This window comes from Azospirillum sp. TSH64 (assembly GCF_003116035.1).
Taxonomy (GTDB): Bacteria; Pseudomonadota; Alphaproteobacteria; order Azospirillales; family Azospirillaceae; genus Azospirillum.
In genome coordinates this window covers 4,981,842-4,997,557 of sequence record NZ_LGQW01000015.1, presented here as the reverse complement: position 1 = coordinate 4,997,557, position 15,716 = coordinate 4,981,842, and the positions used below count along the sequence as shown (strand labels likewise).

Annotated in this window: 14 protein-coding genes; 6 read left to right on the top strand and 8 right to left on the bottom strand. The window is 67.5% G+C overall.

The features are described from left to right. Positions 1–84: 84 nt before the first annotated feature. Genes TSH64_RS23980 through TSH64_RS23965 form a run of 4 tightly spaced genes read left to right on the top strand, consistent with a single transcriptional unit; the run spans position 85 to position 5,862 of the window. Positions 85–2,145, top strand: coding sequence for a hydantoinase/oxoprolinase family protein (locus TSH64_RS23980; RefSeq protein WP_247873116.1), 2,061 nt, complete (start codon positions 85–87; stop codon positions 2,143–2,145). Positions 2,146–2,150: 5 nt separating this feature from the next. Then, positions 2,151–4,139 (top strand): hydantoinase B/oxoprolinase family protein, encoded by a 1,989-nt coding sequence (locus TSH64_RS23975; RefSeq protein ID WP_109452990.1) that lies wholly within the window; start codon positions 2,151–2,153, stop codon positions 4,137–4,139. Beyond that, complete coding sequence (locus TSH64_RS23970) at positions 4,136–4,444, top strand: (2Fe-2S)-binding protein (RefSeq protein WP_109448845.1); 309 nt, start codon at positions 4,136–4,138, stop codon at positions 4,442–4,444. Before TSH64_RS23975 ends, TSH64_RS23970 begins: the two co-directional genes overlap by 4 nt. Further along, positions 4,441–5,862, top strand: coding sequence for an FAD/NAD(P)-binding oxidoreductase (locus TSH64_RS23965; protein ID WP_247873115.1), 1,422 nt, complete (start codon positions 4,441–4,443; stop codon positions 5,860–5,862). Before TSH64_RS23970 ends, TSH64_RS23965 begins: the two co-directional genes overlap by 4 nt. 11 nt (positions 5,863–5,873) lie before the next feature. On the opposite strand, the gene TSH64_RS23960 is transcribed toward TSH64_RS23965, so the two are convergent. Both TSH64_RS23960 and TSH64_RS23955 read right to left on the bottom strand, forming a co-directional pair. Next, entirely contained in the window at positions 5,874–6,380 is a 507-nt protein-coding gene (locus TSH64_RS23960) for an RES domain-containing protein (protein ID WP_109448841.1), read from the bottom strand. After that, entirely contained in the window at positions 6,377–6,856 is a 480-nt protein-coding gene (locus tag TSH64_RS23955; RefSeq protein WP_109448839.1) for an antitoxin Xre/MbcA/ParS toxin-binding domain-containing protein, read from the bottom strand. Before TSH64_RS23955 ends, TSH64_RS23960 begins: the two co-directional genes overlap by 4 nt. Before the next feature lie 234 nt (positions 6,857–7,090). Here TSH64_RS23955 and TSH64_RS23950 point away from each other — a divergent pair, with 234 nt between their 5' ends. Continuing rightward, positions 7,091–7,435, top strand: coding sequence for a cupin domain-containing protein (locus TSH64_RS23950; protein ID WP_199237649.1), 345 nt, complete (start codon positions 7,091–7,093; stop codon positions 7,433–7,435). A gap of 9 nt (positions 7,436–7,444) precedes the next feature. On the opposite strand, the gene TSH64_RS23945 is transcribed toward TSH64_RS23950, so the two are convergent. Beyond that, on the bottom strand, positions 7,445–8,569 hold the full coding sequence (locus tag TSH64_RS23945; protein ID WP_199237648.1) for an ankyrin repeat domain-containing protein: 1,125 nt from the start codon (positions 8,567–8,569) through the stop codon (positions 7,445–7,447). A gap of 108 nt (positions 8,570–8,677) precedes the next feature. Beyond that, positions 8,678–9,178, bottom strand: coding sequence for an Lrp/AsnC family transcriptional regulator (locus TSH64_RS23940; RefSeq protein WP_247873114.1), 501 nt, complete (start codon positions 9,176–9,178; stop codon positions 8,678–8,680). A 239-nt stretch (positions 9,179–9,417) separates the two neighbouring features. Between TSH64_RS23940 and TSH64_RS23935 the strand changes: the two genes are divergently transcribed. Then, on the top strand, positions 9,418–10,296 hold the full coding sequence (locus TSH64_RS23935) for a helix-turn-helix transcriptional regulator (protein WP_247873113.1): 879 nt from the start codon (positions 9,418–9,420) through the stop codon (positions 10,294–10,296). A 130-nt stretch (positions 10,297–10,426) separates the two neighbouring features. Here TSH64_RS23935 and TSH64_RS23930 read toward each other — a convergent pair whose 3' ends face one another. The 4 genes from TSH64_RS23930 to ribB form a co-directional block, all read right to left on the bottom strand. Next, positions 10,427–11,791: an MFS transporter gene (locus TSH64_RS23930; RefSeq protein ID WP_109448833.1), complete on the bottom strand. Its 1,365-nt coding sequence runs from the start codon at positions 11,789–11,791 to the stop codon at positions 10,427–10,429. 100 nt (positions 11,792–11,891) lie between these two features. Beyond that, positions 11,892–13,709, bottom strand: coding sequence for a DUF1302 family protein (locus TSH64_RS23925; RefSeq protein ID WP_109448831.1), 1,818 nt, complete (start codon positions 13,707–13,709; stop codon positions 11,892–11,894). 247 nt (positions 13,710–13,956) lie between these two features. After that, positions 13,957–14,487 carry a flavin reductase family protein gene (locus TSH64_RS23920; RefSeq protein WP_109448829.1) on the bottom strand — a complete coding sequence of 177 codons (531 nt, stop codon included), beginning with the start codon at positions 14,485–14,487 and terminating at the stop codon, positions 13,957–13,959. An 81-nt stretch (positions 14,488–14,568) separates the two neighbouring features. After that, complete coding sequence (ribB, locus tag TSH64_RS23915; RefSeq protein ID WP_109448827.1) at positions 14,569–15,696, bottom strand: 3,4-dihydroxy-2-butanone-4-phosphate synthase; 1,128 nt, start codon at positions 15,694–15,696, stop codon at positions 14,569–14,571. Between the last annotated feature and the right edge of the window lie 20 nt (positions 15,697–15,716).

Sequence of the window (15,716 nt, the reverse complement as noted above, 5' to 3'; positions counted from 1 at the left end):
CAATGGGTCTTGGATCGCCCCAGGCCCGCCATGTCAGCTTTTCCCCCGGATCGGACACAGACTGACTTGCCGGGAGGAGCGGAGATGGACGGTGGCATGGGTGAGGCCGACTGGAAGGTCGGCGTCGACATCGGCGGGACATTCATCGATTTCTGCGCGCTGGAGACCCGGTCGGGGCGGGTGGCCTCGCTGAAGGTGCTGACAACGCCGGACGATCCCGGCGCGGAGCTGATGACGGGCCTGACCCTGCTGGCCGAGCGCGAAGGGCTGGACCCGCGCGCCGTCACCCGCTTCGTGCATGGCACGACGGTGGGCATGAACACGGTGATCCAGCGCAAGGGCGCGCCGCTGGCGCTGCTGACCAATGCGGGGTTCGAGGATGTGATCGAACTCGCCCGGCTGCGCATGCCGGACACCTATTCGCTGTTCTGTTCTCGCCCCGACCAGTTGGTCGCCCGCGACATGGTCTTCGGCATTCCCGCCCGGCTGCGCTCAGACGGGACGGAACGGCAGGCCCCCGACATGGCGGCCGTCGCCGATGCCGTCGCCGCCGTCAAGGCCAAGGGAGCGATGGGCGTGGTCGTCTCCTTCCTGCATTCCTGGCGCGACGATGCCCACGAAACCGCGGTGAAGCAGGAAGTCGCCCGGCTGGCTCCGGAGCTGTTCGTCTTCACCTCCGCCGAGGTCTGGCCGGTGATCCGCGAGTATGAGCGGACGACGACCGCGATCCTGAACGCCTATGTCCATCCCCGGATTTCCGGCTACCTCTCGGCGCTGGAAGGGCGGCTGGTCGGGCGCGGGGTGCCCGCCCGCCCGCTGCTGACCAAGTCCAACGGCGGCGTGATGAACGCGGCGGAGGGCAAGCGGGCCTGCGTCCACATGCTGCTGTCCGGTGCCGCCTCCGGGGTGAACGGGGCGGCGTGGCTGGCCCGGCAGGCGGGGGAGCCGCGCATCCTGACGCTCGACATCGGCGGCACCTCGGCCGATTTCGCCCTGATCGTCGACGGTCAGGCCCAGTTCGGCGTCGGCGAGATGATCGGCGAGTTCCCGCTGCACATCCCGTCGGTGTCGGTCAGCTCCATCGGCATCGGCGGCGGGTCGATCGCCAGCGTCGACGGGCAGGGCGTGCTGCGCGTCGGGCCGGACTCCGCCGGTTCGACGCCGGGTCCGGCCTGCTATGGCCGTGGCGGCGAGTGGGCGACGGTGACCGACGCGATGGTGGTGTGCGGCTGGCTCGGCCACAGCCAGATGGCCTACGGGCAGCTGCGGATGGATGCCGGCCTCGCCCGTGCCGCCGTCAAGCGGCTGGCCGACGAGCTGTTCCGCTCGGTGGAGGCGACCGCCCAGGCGATCCTCGACGTCGCGGTGTCGGAGATGTTCGCGGAGGTCGAGAAGATGGCGGCACGGGCCGGCGTCGATGTGCGGGATTTCGCGCTGATGCCCTTCGGCGGCGGCGGTCCGATGCTGGGCGTGTTCCTGGCGCGCGAGCTGGGGATGCCGCGCGTCGTCGCTCCGCGCTGGCCGGGCGTGGTGTCGGCGCTGGGCGGTCTGGTCGCCGACCTGCGCGGCGATTTCGTCCGCACCCTGTTCGCCGACCTTTCCCCCGGCCTGATGCCGGCGCTGCGCGAGGCCTTCGCCGCGATGGGCGGGGAAGGGCGCGACTGGCTGGCGGCGCAAGGCCATTCGGGTGCCGCCGAGCTGAGGATCGTCGCCGACATGCGCTATGCCGGCCAGAGCTACGAGATCGAGACGGCGCTGACTCCCGAATGGCTGGACGGCAGCAATCCGGGCGCAATCGCCGACGCCTTCCACGCGGCGCATGCCCGGCTTTACGATTTCCACGACCCCGATGGGCGGATCGAGATCGTCAACCTGCGCCTGTCCGCCATCGGCAACGGCCCGGCCCTGCAGTTCCCGACCGCGCCGGAGGAACCGCATCCTGCCTCGGCGGAGCGCAGCGTGCCGGTCTTCACCGGCGGCGCCGTGACTCCGGTCGGGCTGTACAGGCGCGCGGACTTGCAGGCCGGCGCCCGGTTCGAGGGACCGGCCATCGTCGCGCAGGAGGATACCACCTTCGCCATCCCGGCCGGGACCGCGGCCCGCGTCGATGCGCATCTCAACCTCCACCTGACCTTTGCGGAGTGACCGCCGTGTTCGACAAGATGAAGCTTCAGGTGCTGGCGAACCACGCGCGGTCGGCGGCCGAGAACATGGCCCACACGCTCCAGCGCACCGCCCACTCCGCCTTCGTCAAGGAGACGGAGGATTTCACCGTCATGCTGCTGAACCGCCGGGGCGAGACCTTCGGCGTGCCGATGGAGCTGGGGGCGACCTGGTATCCCGGCCTGACCTATGGCCGCGCCATCGCCATGATCGATGACTACCGGCCCGGCGACGTCGCCTTCACCAACGACCCCTATTCCGGCTTCGTCGCGACCCACGCCCCCGACACCCATCTGTGGAAGCCGGTTTTCTACGACGGGGAGATCATCGCCTGGACCGGCGGGCACATCCACAACACCGACATGGGCGGCGCCGTCCCGGCCTCGCTGTCGCGGGCGCTGACCGAAATCCACCAGGAGGGCATCCGCTTTCCGCCGATGAAGCTGGTCCGCGACGGGGTGTTCGACGAGCAGATCCTGCGGATCATGACCACCAACGTCCGCAAGCCCGACCTGAACATCGGCGACATCAAGGCGCTGGTCGGCGCGCTCAACACCGGCGAGCGCAAGATCCTCGCCATGGTCGAGAAGTTCGGCAAGACCGCCTTCCTCGACGGTGTCGACGCCCTGCTCGACCATGCCGAGGCGCAGGCGCGCGACATCCTGCGGGCGATGCCCGACGGGCGGTGGGAGTTCGCCGACTATGCCGACGAGGATTCGGTCAACGCCAACCCCTGCCGCCTGAAGCTGACCCTGACGATCCGGGGTGACGAGGCGGTGCTGGACTTCACCGGCTCGGACCCGCAGCTGGCATCCTCGCTCAACGTGCCGTCGGGCGGCGATCCCCGCCACACCATCCTGCTGGTCGGCGTCTATTACGTCCTCTTCACCCTCGATCCGAAAATCCTGCTGAACACCGGTCTGACCCGGCCCTTCACCTGCATCACCCCGGAAGGGACGGTCCTGAACCCGACCTTCCCGGCGGCGGTGGGGATGCGGTCGCTGACCTGTGCGCGGTTGCGCTCCGTCATCTTCGGTGCCTTTTCCCAGGCGGTGCCGGAGCGGCTTCCGGCGGCGCCGGCCGGCAACAACTGCATCGTCAACGTGATGACCACCGACGAGCGGACCGGCAACCGCATCATCGCCGCGGTGAACCCGGTGGTCGGCGGCGGCGGCGGCATGCCGCACCGCGACGGCACCAACGGGTCGGGCGCCGACGCCGCCTATCTGAAGAACACGCCCATCGAGATCACCGAGATGGAAACCCCGGTGGAGTTCGTCCGCTACGGGCTGGCGACCGACAGCGGCGGGGCCGGACGCTGGCGCGGCGGTCTCGCCACCCACATGGCCTTCCGGGTCTTCTCCCCCGATACCCGGATCACCGCGCGCAACCGCGACCGCGGATTCTTCCGCCCCTGGGGCGTGCTGGGCGGCCGGGCGGCCGGGCTGTCGGACATGGTGGTCAATCCCGGCAGGCCGGGCGAAAAGCGGCTGGGCAACATCGACACGGCGGTGCTGCAGCCGGGCGACGTGCTGGACATCCGTTCGGCCGGCGGCGGCGGCCGGGGCGACCCGTTCACGCGCGAATCCTGGCGGGTGGCCCAGGATGTCGCGCGCGGCTATGTCTCGGTGGAGGCGGCGGAGCGGGAATATGGTGTCGTCATCCGCGACGGTGTGCTCGACGCGGAGGCCACCGACCGGCTTCGTGCGGACCGGCCGGCACCCACCGGGCATTTCCATTTCGGACCGGAGCGCGACGGCTACGAGCGGCAATGGACGCCGGACGCCTACGAGTTCCTGACGCGCACCCTCGCCGGCCTGCCGATCCACTGGCGCTTCTTCGCCAAGACGGAAATCTTCAGCCGCATGGCCGGCCGCGATGGTGCCGGCGGGGTTGAAGCCGCGCTGGCCGAGGTCTACGCCCGCTTCCCCGAAATGCCGCCATCGAAGGCACTGGTCCGCGAGGCGGTGGAATGAGCGGGACGGCGGGGGGCAGGCTGGTCAGGCTGGCCGAGACGGGACGCGCCCCGGTCCGTTTCCTGCTGGATGGGGTGGAGCGTGTGGCGCTCGCCGGCGATACGGTGCTGACGGCGATCCTCACCAACGCCCCGGCGCTGCGGCAGGCGGAGTTCGGGCCGGAGCGGCGGGCCGGCTTCTGCCTGATGGGGGCCTGCCAGGATTGCTGGATCTGGCAGGAGCAGGGTGCCCGCATCCGCGCCTGCTCCACGCCGCTGGCCGAGGGCATGCGGCTGCTGACCCGGACGCGGGAGGATTGGCCATGACCGGGTTGGCTATGACGGAACCGAACCAGCCGCGTGTCGTGATCGTCGGGGCCGGGCCGGCCGGGATCAGGGCGGCGGAAACGCTGGCGGCGGCTGGGCTGCGCCCGACGGTGATCGATGAGGGGGCAAAGGCCGGCGGGCAGATCTACCGCCGTCCGCCCGACGGCTTCACCCGCCCGCCCGGGCTGCTCTATGGCTCGCAGGCCGGCAAGGCCGTGGCGCTGCACGCCGCCTTCGACGGGCTGGCGGCGGCGGGCCGCATCGTCCATCTGCCGCGCCATTCGGTCGTCGCACTCGCCAACGGGGTCCTGCACGCGGTCGGTGACGGCGGAAGCCGCCGGATCGGCTACGACCGGCTGATCCTGGCGACCGGGGCGACCGACCGTCTGGCTCCGGTGCCGGGCTGGCAGGCTCCCGGCGTCTACAGTCTGGGCGCGATGCAGATCGCGCTGAAGGCCCAGGGCGTGGCGATGGGGCGGCGGATCGTGCTGGCCGGGTCGGGGCCGCTGCTGACGCTGCTGGCGACCCAATTGCTGAAGGCGGGGGCGGAGGTCGCCGCGGTCCTCGACACCGCCGGCCTGCGCGGCCAGATCGCCGCCGTCCCCGACCTCGCCGTCCGCCCGTCCTTCGCCCTGCAAGGGCTGACGATGCGGGCGCGGCTTGGGCGGCTCTACCATGCCGGCGTCGTTCTGGAGGGGATCGAGGCGACGGATAGCGGGGTAACGGACAGCGGGGTGATGGACAGCGGTGTGACTGCGGTCCGCTGGACGGATGCCGGCGGACAATCCCGGCGGACGGCCTGCGACGCCGTCGGTCTCGGCTGGCATCTGAAGGCGGAAACCCAGCTTGCCGATCTTGCCGGCTGCCGGTTCGCCTACGATCCGACCTGGGCACAGTGGCTGCCCAGCACCGACCGCATGGGCCGGGCAGGGGAGGGCGTCTATCTGGCCGGCGACGGCCTGCGCCTGCTGGGGGCCGACGGGGCGGAGGTCGCCGGCCGTCTCGCTGCTGCGGCTTGCCTGTCCGATCTGGAGCTGTCCGATCCGAAGCCGGACATTGCGGCCGACCTGAAGCGCCTCGACCGGCTGGAGCGCTTCGCCCGCGGCATCGCCCGTGCCTTCCCCTGGCCGGCGGATCGGGTGCGGGCAATTCCCGACGACACCGTGCTGTGCCGCTGCGAGGGGATTACCGCCGGTTCGGTGCGCGGGACGGCGGCCTATGGCGGGGCGGAGGCCAACCGGGTGAAGTCGCTGGGCCGTGCCGGGATGGGGCGCTGCCAGGGCCGCTATTGCCAGCTGGCCGCGGCCGACCTGATCGCCGCCTCCGGCGGGCTTGCGCATGCCGGAGAGGTCGGGCGTCTGCGTGCGCAAGCCCCCGTCCGGCCGGCGCCCGTCCGCGCGTTGCTGGAGGAGGAGTGAGCGGCAGGTGATCAGGGCGGCGGCGGGTGCAGCCGCGTGTCCAGGGCAAACCGTTCCTGCGAGCGCATCCCGTACGCTCCCGCCGCCGGAGATGCGGCGAACAGAAGGTTCCAGCTGTGCGGGGACACAGCACTCGGGATCAGGACGAACTTGTGCCCAGTCAGCAGGGCATCGCCGAACTGCTGCTGGCCGACGCTGGGGATGCCGGGACGGAGCCAGTTCGGGTTGGGCACATCGGCCGGGGTGACCACATGGACGGCGGCGGGCTCCGTGACGGTCAGCGCCGTCAGCACATGCGGCACCGTGTCCAACGCCTTGAAGCCCTTGTGCACCGCGACCTCCAGGATAGCGGTTGCCGGGTCGAGAGAGCAGTAGACGGCGCGGACCCCCTTGCTGTTCCAGCGCCCGCCGAAGCGGTAGGCCCCTTCGCCGCTGTCCCAGCTCGTGCGGAAGGGCTCCGGGTCGAGACGCCACGCGACCAGCTCGGTGCCGCCCAGCGCCGCCGGCAAGGGTGTCACGTGTAGACCCCGGAAGCCATCCGCCCCAGGTAATCCTCGACCATCTCGACCCCGGCGGGGGTGTCCAGCAGGTCCAGCGGACGGTTGTCGTCCAGCCCGATGGCCGGACGTTCCAGCCATTGCTCGGCCTCCTCCTGCGAGCCGAAGACCTCGGAGGCCTGGGCCAGGATCTCGGCCAGCTTCCAGGTCCGGCCACCCTGCTCGGGGCTGAGCGGCTTGTCCGGCGCGCCCTTGCGGCGCTGGTAGGTGCGCACGCTCATCCCCACGGCGGACTCGATGCTCGCCGGCTTGAGGACGCGCAGGTGGGTCACGAGATGGTAGAGCGCGCCGCCCGGCAGGCCGGTCTTGATGGCGTTGTGGGCATCCAGCTGCGTCACCACCGGGCGCTTGAACACCCGCGGACCGCCCAGCAGATCGGTGACCCGCTGATACGGTCCTGTCTCCCCCCGTCCCATGTGGGATCCGGCCGTGGGCATGGCGTCCTCCGTCACGTGTCGTCCCAAATGTGACACGTGACGTGAAGGGATTCAAGCGGCGGCCCCCCTCGGCGGCGGAACCTCGCGGTCCTGTTCCGCAAATGGACTTCCCAGCATGGAGGTGTTGTGATCCAAGTCCCTGGACGGGGCGTCGCGGCGGCTGCCGTTTTGGTCTGCCCGACGCTCATGCCTGAGCCGAAGAGTGGGGAAAACCGATGTTGGCCGGAGGCGACCGTGAAGCGCAGTGTTGAGAACGCGGAGCATTACAACTGGGGGGACCGCTGCGACGGATGGGTGCTTTCCCCCTCCCCGGACATGATGGTCATTCAGGAACGGATGCCGGCCGGAACGGCGGAGCGCAGGCATGTCCATGGCAAGGCGCGCCAGTTCTTCTACGTGCTCTCCGGCGAACTGACGATGGAGCTGGAAGGAACCCGCCATCTGATCACGGCGATGTCCGGGATCGAGATTCCGCCGGGAAGCCGCCATCAGGCCCGGAACGACAGCGGCGCGGACGTGCATTTTCTCGTCGTGTCGTCCCCGACGACACGGGGCGACCGAACCGACCTCGACGGCTGAGCCGCGCTCTCAGCGCCGGTAGGTCGGCGCTGGCAGCGGCAGGGAGGACGGGTTCAACGCCACCCAGTCGACGGCGAGCGCACGAAGCCGGACGCTGTCGTCGCCGACCCCGGCCTTCGCCTCGGCGATCGTCCGGTTGGCCTCCGACAGCGCGGATTCGGGCAGGGGGGTGGCGGAGCGGATGTGGTGTAGGAAGGCATCGGCCATCTTGCGATACTCCGCATCCCAGTTGACGCCGCCGTTGCGTTCGAGTTCGTCGTTGATCCTGCCGGCGATGCGGATGACCTCGCCCTGCACGGTGTCCGCAGGACCGGCCGATGGCACCAGCAGGTCCCAAAGTTCCCGGTATCGGTCTTCCCAGCGGGCCGCCGTGGCGACGACAGGCGATCTGCCGTCATGCATCACGCGGCGCGGAACGGGCGTCACGCCGAACAGCGCATAGAGCCGGTCCAGCGCGGCACTGGTCGCCTCCACGTCGTCCGGATTGTATCCGGCGCGATGGAACTCGAACTGCGTGCCGATGCGCTCCACCAGGGCCGCGATCTCCGGCTTCGCCACGGTTCCTTCGTCATGGCCCTTGCCGAGGAGACGGCCGAGCAGGGATTTCGGCTTGGCCGTTGCCGTCCGGCGCTCGGCGGCCACCAGCAGTTGGGCGGCGGCTTCCACCCGCCTGATGTCGCTGTTGGCGCAGCGCCGCAACGCGTAGGCCAACGGCGTCAGGCCGCTCCCGTCGAGCGCGTCGACACGCGCGCCATGGGCCAGCAGCAGTTCGACCGCCCGCAGATTGCCGACCGCGGCCGCCTTGTGGAGCGGCGTGCCGCGCGTAGCCTCGCCGCTGTGCACGTCGGCGCCGAGATCCAGCAGAATTCCGATCCGGCCTTGCCAGTGGCCGGAGCGCGCATGAAGCGGGGTGTCGCCGTAGCTGTCGGGCGCGGAGACATCCGCGCCGTGCTCGACGAGCCAGCGGGCGAGCGCGTCGGGGCATTCGTTGAAGGCGAGGGCGGTCCGCTTGAACACGCCGCCGCGGGCATTCACGTCGCAGCCGTCGAAAACCGCCTTCAGCGCCTCGACGTCGCCCGTCCTGAGCAGGCTCTCGAAATCCTTCGGCAGCGTCTTTCGTTTCGCCTTCGCCACAGCAACTCTCTCGGATCTGAAGGAGGCCGGCAGGATGCCGACGCATCGGCCCTGCCGGCGACCGGCATAAGCCACCGCCTCGATGCAACACTTCCAAGGCGGATTATGTCAGAATCGAATGACTATGGCATGCGATGTGCTGATCGGCAGCTCGGTTTTATAGGTGATCTGCTTCAGAACCAGATTGGACCTGATGGTGGAAACGAACTCTATTTTCGACAGTTTGCTGGCGATCAGATGTTCCAGCTCCTCGACATCCCGGACGATTACGCGCAGAAGGAAATCGCAGTCGCCGGTCATCCAGTTGCATTCCATCACCTCGGGAATCCGCTCGACGGCGTCGCGGAAATTTTCTAGAGCCGATTGCGGCTGCTTGTCGAGCTTGACCTGGATATAGGCATTGATTTCCAACCCCATCACCTTGGGATTCAGAAGGGTGACGCGCCGGTCGATGATGCCGGTCTGCTCCAGCTTCTTCACCCGTGTGAGGCAGGGCGAGGGGGAGAGATTGATTCTGCCGGCAAGCTCGACGTTCGTCAGGTTTGCGTCCTTTTGCAGCTCGCTGAGGATCTTGATGTCCGTTCGGTCGAGCGTCAACGTGTTCATCATGATGACTCCCTGTTGTGGTCTTGACGGCCTGTCCTGGAACCGAAGCGAAGAACGGCAGGAAATTCCGCGGAACAAACCTATTTGAGAGCAGCGCGCATTCCCTTCCGCCATTCGACTGTGCATGCGGCAGAGTGTATCCGAGCCCAACCAATGGCAGAATCTACGGGATTGCCATTTTATGTCGCGAAACTGTCAAACTCGGACCGAGGTCCGCTTCGGACAGCACGGAGGCCGCAACATTGCCGAAGAGTGCGCGGATTGATGCGAAGTGGCCGGAAGCCCCGGTGGCCGGCGATGCTCTCCCGATGGCGTGGGATCCCACCGGCCTGCGCATCAGCTTCACCGCTGAGGATCCCGACGAGTTTGCCCGGCCGCTGGTCTCCTTCCTTGTCCGGCGCAATGTGGATGACGACGAGCTGCCGATCCACCGGCACCGGAAAGGCCAACTGGTGGTGGCGGCGGAAGGCTCGGTCATGTGCCGGACGCTCGACGGGCTTCGGATCGTCCCATCCAACGGTGCGGTCTGGATTCCGGGAGAGATTCCCCACAGCATTTCCATGTCGGACAAGGGCCGGTCATACTGCGTCTTCATCAATCCGGGGATTTCACCCCTGCCGGAGTCCTGCGCGACATTTTCGATCAGCCCGATGCTGCGCGAGATGATCTTTCACCTGGCCAATCTGCCGCCGCTCTATCCCTTGGAGGGTCCGACGAGCCGTCTGGTCCAGGTCATCCTGGACGAGCTTGCACAGATGAAGGCGGAGCCGCTCCACTTCCCGGTTTCCAACCATCCCAGGATCCAGCGCATCGCCGCCCAATTGCTGGAGGCGCCGGACGACCGCAGGACCATCCGGGACTGGGCGGCAACAGTCGCCATGAGCGAGCGCACGCTGGCCCGGCTCATCCAGAAACAGACGGGAATGTCGTTCGGCCGCTGGCGACAGCAACTCCACATCGTGATCGCCGTCCAACGGATGTCGATGGGCGCCACCGTGCAGGCGATCTCCCAGGAGCTGGGATACGATTCCCCGAGCGCGTTCACCGCCATGTTCAGGAAACACATGGGGCAACCTCCGCGCCGGTATTTGCAGGATCGGGCCGAAGGCACGACGAACTGACGCCGCGTCGCCCTTCCCATGCCGGCTCTCATGCCGACGGCCCTCGATCCCGGCAAGCAGGATCGAGGGCCGTCGGCATGTTCGGGGACCGGCATCGCGGCCCCCCGGGTGGCTACCGTTGCCTACCCTGTCAGCTGACGATGTCCTGCCTGATGCTCTTCCGCGCCGCCATGAAGGCCATCGCCGCCAGCACATAGACGAGCGACGTGCTGATCAGCGCCCAGCGGATGCCGTCGCCGGACCCCATCGACCGCGCGAGAAAATCGCTGATCAGGCCGACCGACAGCGGTCCAAGGCCAAGCCCGATCAGATTGGCGAAGAACAGGAAGATGGCGGTGGCCGTCGCCCGGGTGCGCGGACGCACCAGGCTCTGCACCGCCGCGAAGATGGGGCCGTAATAAACGGATTGCAGCAGCATCGGCAAACCCATCAGGCAAAGTGCCGCCGCGGTGTTCGAGGTGAGATAAGCCGCGAAAAGCGAGAAGGGCAGGCACAGGGCCGCGGCGGCCGGAATGGTCGCATAGGCGTTCAGGCTGCCGCGCGCCACCGCGCGATCCGTCGCCCGGCCGCCCAGCCAGGTGCCGGCGGCTCCGCAGATGCCGACGATCAGCCCCAGCACCGTACCGAGAAAGCCGGTTGGGCCCAATTGAATCCCGGTGAGATCGTGCAGCCTTGCCGCCAGGATGCCCAATCCTTCGGCGTGATTGCGCAGGAAGTGGGAGCTTTGAAAGGCAAGATTGCTGTAAATCCCGAAGCTCATGGCCACCATCGCGACCGTGAGCCAGATATAGGTCCGCTTCCCGCCGAGTTCGGTCAGCGCCTCCCTCAGTGTGGGCGTGCTTTGCGCCCCGCTGGCCGCAACGGAGGATGTCCGCGGCTCGGGCAGCGTGAAATAGGCCAGCAGCCCGAGGGCGATGCCGGGCACCCCGACCAGCGCGAAGGAGGCGCGCCAGCCGAGGCTGTCCGCGATCAGGCCGCCGACCACCATGCCGACCAGCGAACCGGCCGGAATGCCCATGGAAAAGAAGGCCAGCGCCGAGGCCCGCTTCTCCCGTGTCGTGTAATCGCTGATCAGCGACTGGGATGCCGGCGTGCAGCCCGCCTCTCCGACACCGACGCCGACCCTGGCGAGGAACAGCTGGGTGAAATTCTGGGCCACGCCGCAGACCGCCGTGAACAGGCTCCAGGTGATCGCCGACAGCGCGACGATCCTGACCCGGTTCGCACGCTCCGCCCAGCGCGCGATCGGAAGCGCCAGCGTCGCGTAGAAGATGGCGAAGGACAGTCCGGTCAGGGATCCCAGCTGCCAGTCCATGAGACCGAGTTCGCGCTTTATCGGTTCCGCCAGGATGTTGACGATCTGACGGTCGACGAAGTTCAGCATGTAGACGAGGAACAGCATGGTCAGGGCATAGCGCCGATAGTGGATCGACATGCCCATCGGCTGCGGTTTCGGCTGCGGCACCGACACCGTGGTCGTTGCGTCGTCGGTCATACGGCAGTCTCCAACAAGACCGGGCACAGGGGGGCCGGGTCGGTTTCGGTCGGAACGCGGTGTCGGGAGGCATGGGGGAAATGATGCGGCCGGCATGCGATCAGAGTTTGACGCCCGTGCTGACGAGGAACACGTCGCGGTCGGCGCGCGGGTCGTAGGGGCCGGCGAGGGTCGTCTGGTAGGTCAGGTTGAAGAGATAGCTGTCCTTGACCGTGCCATCGAGGGCGAGCCGGAGGATCTGGCGCCCTTGATTGAACGCGCCGTCATAGGACATCCCGTTGACATCGTGGGCGAAGGCGACGGACGGCTTGAGGGTCACCCCCGGCAGAATGTCCCGATAGCTCAGGCTCGCCTGAAGGCGATAGCCCCACGAGAATGGCGTCACGAAGCCCTTGGTGGTGCAGGCCTTGGGATCGGCGCCGGCCGCGCAGACGCCGTTGTTGGGGCCGGTTCCGAAAATGTCGGAGCGGCCATAGCGGCGGAAATTGGGGTCCGGCAGATCGTGGACATATTTGGCGCCGACCTCGCCGCCGAGGGTCAGGGTGCCGCCAATCACGCTGCCGATGTCGCCAGATGCGGCGAGCTGCCCCTGGGTGACGTGAAAGCGCTCGTAACCGGCGAACGGCCCGCCCAGGGGCACCAGGGCGAAATCCCGCGCCAGCACCCCGGTTTCGCTCACGGCCGCCTGCAAAAGATCGGGGGCGTTGAAGGCGAGCGGCTGATTGAATTTATGGTCGAGTTCGCCCGCGACCCGCAGTTTCATCGACGGAACGCTGGTGGCGAAGCTGCCGGACAGCATTCGGATGTTCTTGGGGTACTGGAAGCGATAGGCCGGATTCAAACCGTCCGGATCTCCCGGCAGGAAGATGGCGCCGTTCCGGCCGGTCCGGTCGGCCTCGACATAGCCGGTCCGCGCGTGGATGTTGGTGAAGTGGAGCGAAAACCTGGTGCCGATGTCCGGCACCAGATAGGAGCCGCCGATACCGAACTGGCCGGCATCGCCCGCCGTCCCGTCGCTGCCACGCTTCAGGAACCGCCCGGTCGCCAGCCCGTCGGCGGAAGACAGGGCATTGGACACCATGACCCTGTCGCACCCCGGCGAGGCGTAATCGGCGGTGGCGGCGAATGTTCCGCAACCGGGCTGCGTCGATGTCGCCGACAGCAGCTGATAGAAGATTTCGAGGCTTGCGGCTGACGAGAGGTCGATTTTGCCCGACAGCGCCAGGAACGGCTTCGCTCCTTCCTGCGGCTGCAAGCCCGGCCGGGACAAGGCCGCGAAGTCGCGCGGGTTGATGTCGCGGAGGCCGCCGGGAATTGTGAAGGCCGGTCCCCAGTCGACGGTCTGCTGGCCCGCCTTGACGGAGACCGGGAGCCCGACGGCGGAGAACTGCCCCTTGACGTAGGCATCGGCAAGCGAGATGCCGCGGAACTTGGCGCCCTGCGAAAAGCCGCGGTCGGACAAGGGACCGCCGGCATAATCGTTCGGCAGGTTGCCCAGCGATACATGCCCCTCGGCAAGCGTGTGGTCGTACCAGCCCTTCACGCGGGTGAAGACGCCCCAGCCGTCGGCGTTGTTGGCCTCGAACTCGACCAGCCCCTTGGCGACGGTGGAAACCGGGTCTCCCCTGCGATAGTTCAGGTTCCCGTCGTCGGAATTGACGCCGCCCGGCGCCGCATGGTCAAGCCGGAGCCGTGCGCCGTCACCGGCGGGAACCAGCGACGGGTCGATGGGACTGGCGCGGATGGCCGTTCCAACGGTGACCACAGCCCGGATGCCCCCCGACCAGTCTCCTTCCTTGAATTCCCAGGCATGGGCCGGCCAGGAGATCGACAAGGCGGCGAGGATCGCCGCGTTCCGGCTGATGCCGAGGCTTATCCACCACGCGGCACGGGGTGCCGGCAGAGTTATGTCCCCCATCTTTGCTCCCTGCGAAGATTTATTGGAGTTGAGACAAGGAAGTCCGTCCCCGATCTCTTCGGACGGGCCAGGGTTCGGTCTTCCATTTTTCCTTGAAAGAACTCGGCATTGCCCCTGATGCAGGGCAATCGCATCCGAGGGTGGAGCGGCAAGGCTCTCCTTCGAATATCCCTCTCCCCTTGCGGGAGACAGGATTCGTCACCGGACAAAATAAAGAATGTGATGTTGGAAACGCCGAAAATCCGTCCTATTTGCTGGATTCAAAATGTTCGATTCGGCCGAACCTGCCCGAAGAGTAAATCAGCGGAGCCTTGTTCTGATTGTGGGTCTGGCCGACAACAGCACCGATCATGATGGTATGGGTGGCGATTTCCACGCTGTCCTTCAGTCTGCAATCGAAGCTGCAAACGGATTGCAGAAGGACCGGAACCCCGGTAACCCTCTCGCCCCAGTCGGCGGGGGAGAAGCGGGAGGCGCCCTTGCTGCCGTCCATCGCTGCGAAGCGTTCCGCCAACTGGATCTGATCGGCGGACAGGACATTCCAGGAAAAGGCGCCGGTCCGGAGAATGACGTCGTGGGCCTCGGCACTGCGGTTGATGCAGGCGAGAACCATCGGCGGATCGATGCACAGGGAAACCGCGGCGGTGACGGTCAGGCCGCGTCTGTCGGCACCCCGGCCCGACGCCACGATCGACACCGATCCCACAATGGCCCGCAATGCATTTTTGAAAACTGCCGTCTCCACATAGTCCGCAACGGAAAAATCTTGTCCTGACATGGCGAACCTCACGCAAGGCAGTTGAAGGACATGCCGCCGGTACAGCGGGATCGGCCGTCCGGCAATTGTGTGGACGCTGCGCTACGGGGCAGGGGGCGTCGGCAGCATCCGGTGCTCCACGATGTTCAGCCCATAACCCCGGAGCGCCACCGGGACATGCTGCGAGTTGGACAGCAGGATCATGTCGTGAATGCCGAGATCCGCAAGGACCTGGGCGCCGACGCCATAGTTGCGCAGTTCCGCCTTGTCGACGAAGGGCTCCCCCGCCTTCACCCGCAGAAGCTGCGACAGCGGCACATCGCGGTTGAACAGCACGATCACGCCCCTGCCTTCGGCGGCGACCTCCTGCATGGAGCGGGCGACGATGTCGCCACGGTCGCCGGTCTGGCCGAGCACGTCCGACAGGATGTCCAGCGCGTGCATACGCACCAGGGTCGGCCTGTCGTCGATCACGCCCTTCACCAGCGCAATCGCTTCCGTCTCGATTGCCTTGATGCGGAAGGTGATGGCGCTCCACTCGCCGCCCCATCGGCTGTCGAATTTCGTCGTGACGACACGCTCGACCTCATGATCGTGGCGGCGGCGGAAGGCGATCAGGTCGCGGATTGTGCCGATCTTGAGCGCATGCCGCTGGGCGAAGGCAACGAGATCGTCGAGGCGGGCCATCGTCCCGTCTTCCTTCATGATCTCGCAGATCACGCCCGACGGGTTGAGGCCGGCAAGGCGCGCCACGTCCACCGCCGCCTCGGTATGTCCGGCACGGACCAGCACGCCGCCGGGCCGTGCAACCAGGGGAAATATGTGGCCCGGCGAGACGATATGGTCCGGCCCCCTGGCCGCGTCGATGGCCACCGCCACCGTCCGCGCGCGGTCCGCCGCGGAGATGCCGGTGGACACCCCCTCGCGCGCCTCGATGGAAACGGTGAAGGCCGTCCGGTGGCGGGTGCCGTTCTCCGCGCTCATCAATCTGAGGCCGAGCTGGTCGACCCGCTCCTTGCCGAGCGCCAGACAGATCAGGCCCCTGCCATGCGACGCCATGAAGTTGATCGCCTCGGGCGTCGCCATCTGCGCCGGGATCACCAGATCGCCCTCGTTCTCCCGATCCTCGTCATCGACGAGGATGAACAGTCGGCCGTTGCGGGCCTCTTCGATGATCTCCGCCGTCGAGGACAGAAATGGATGGCGTGGGGGGCAGGGCAGCATCGTCATGATCTTCCTCCGATCACCGC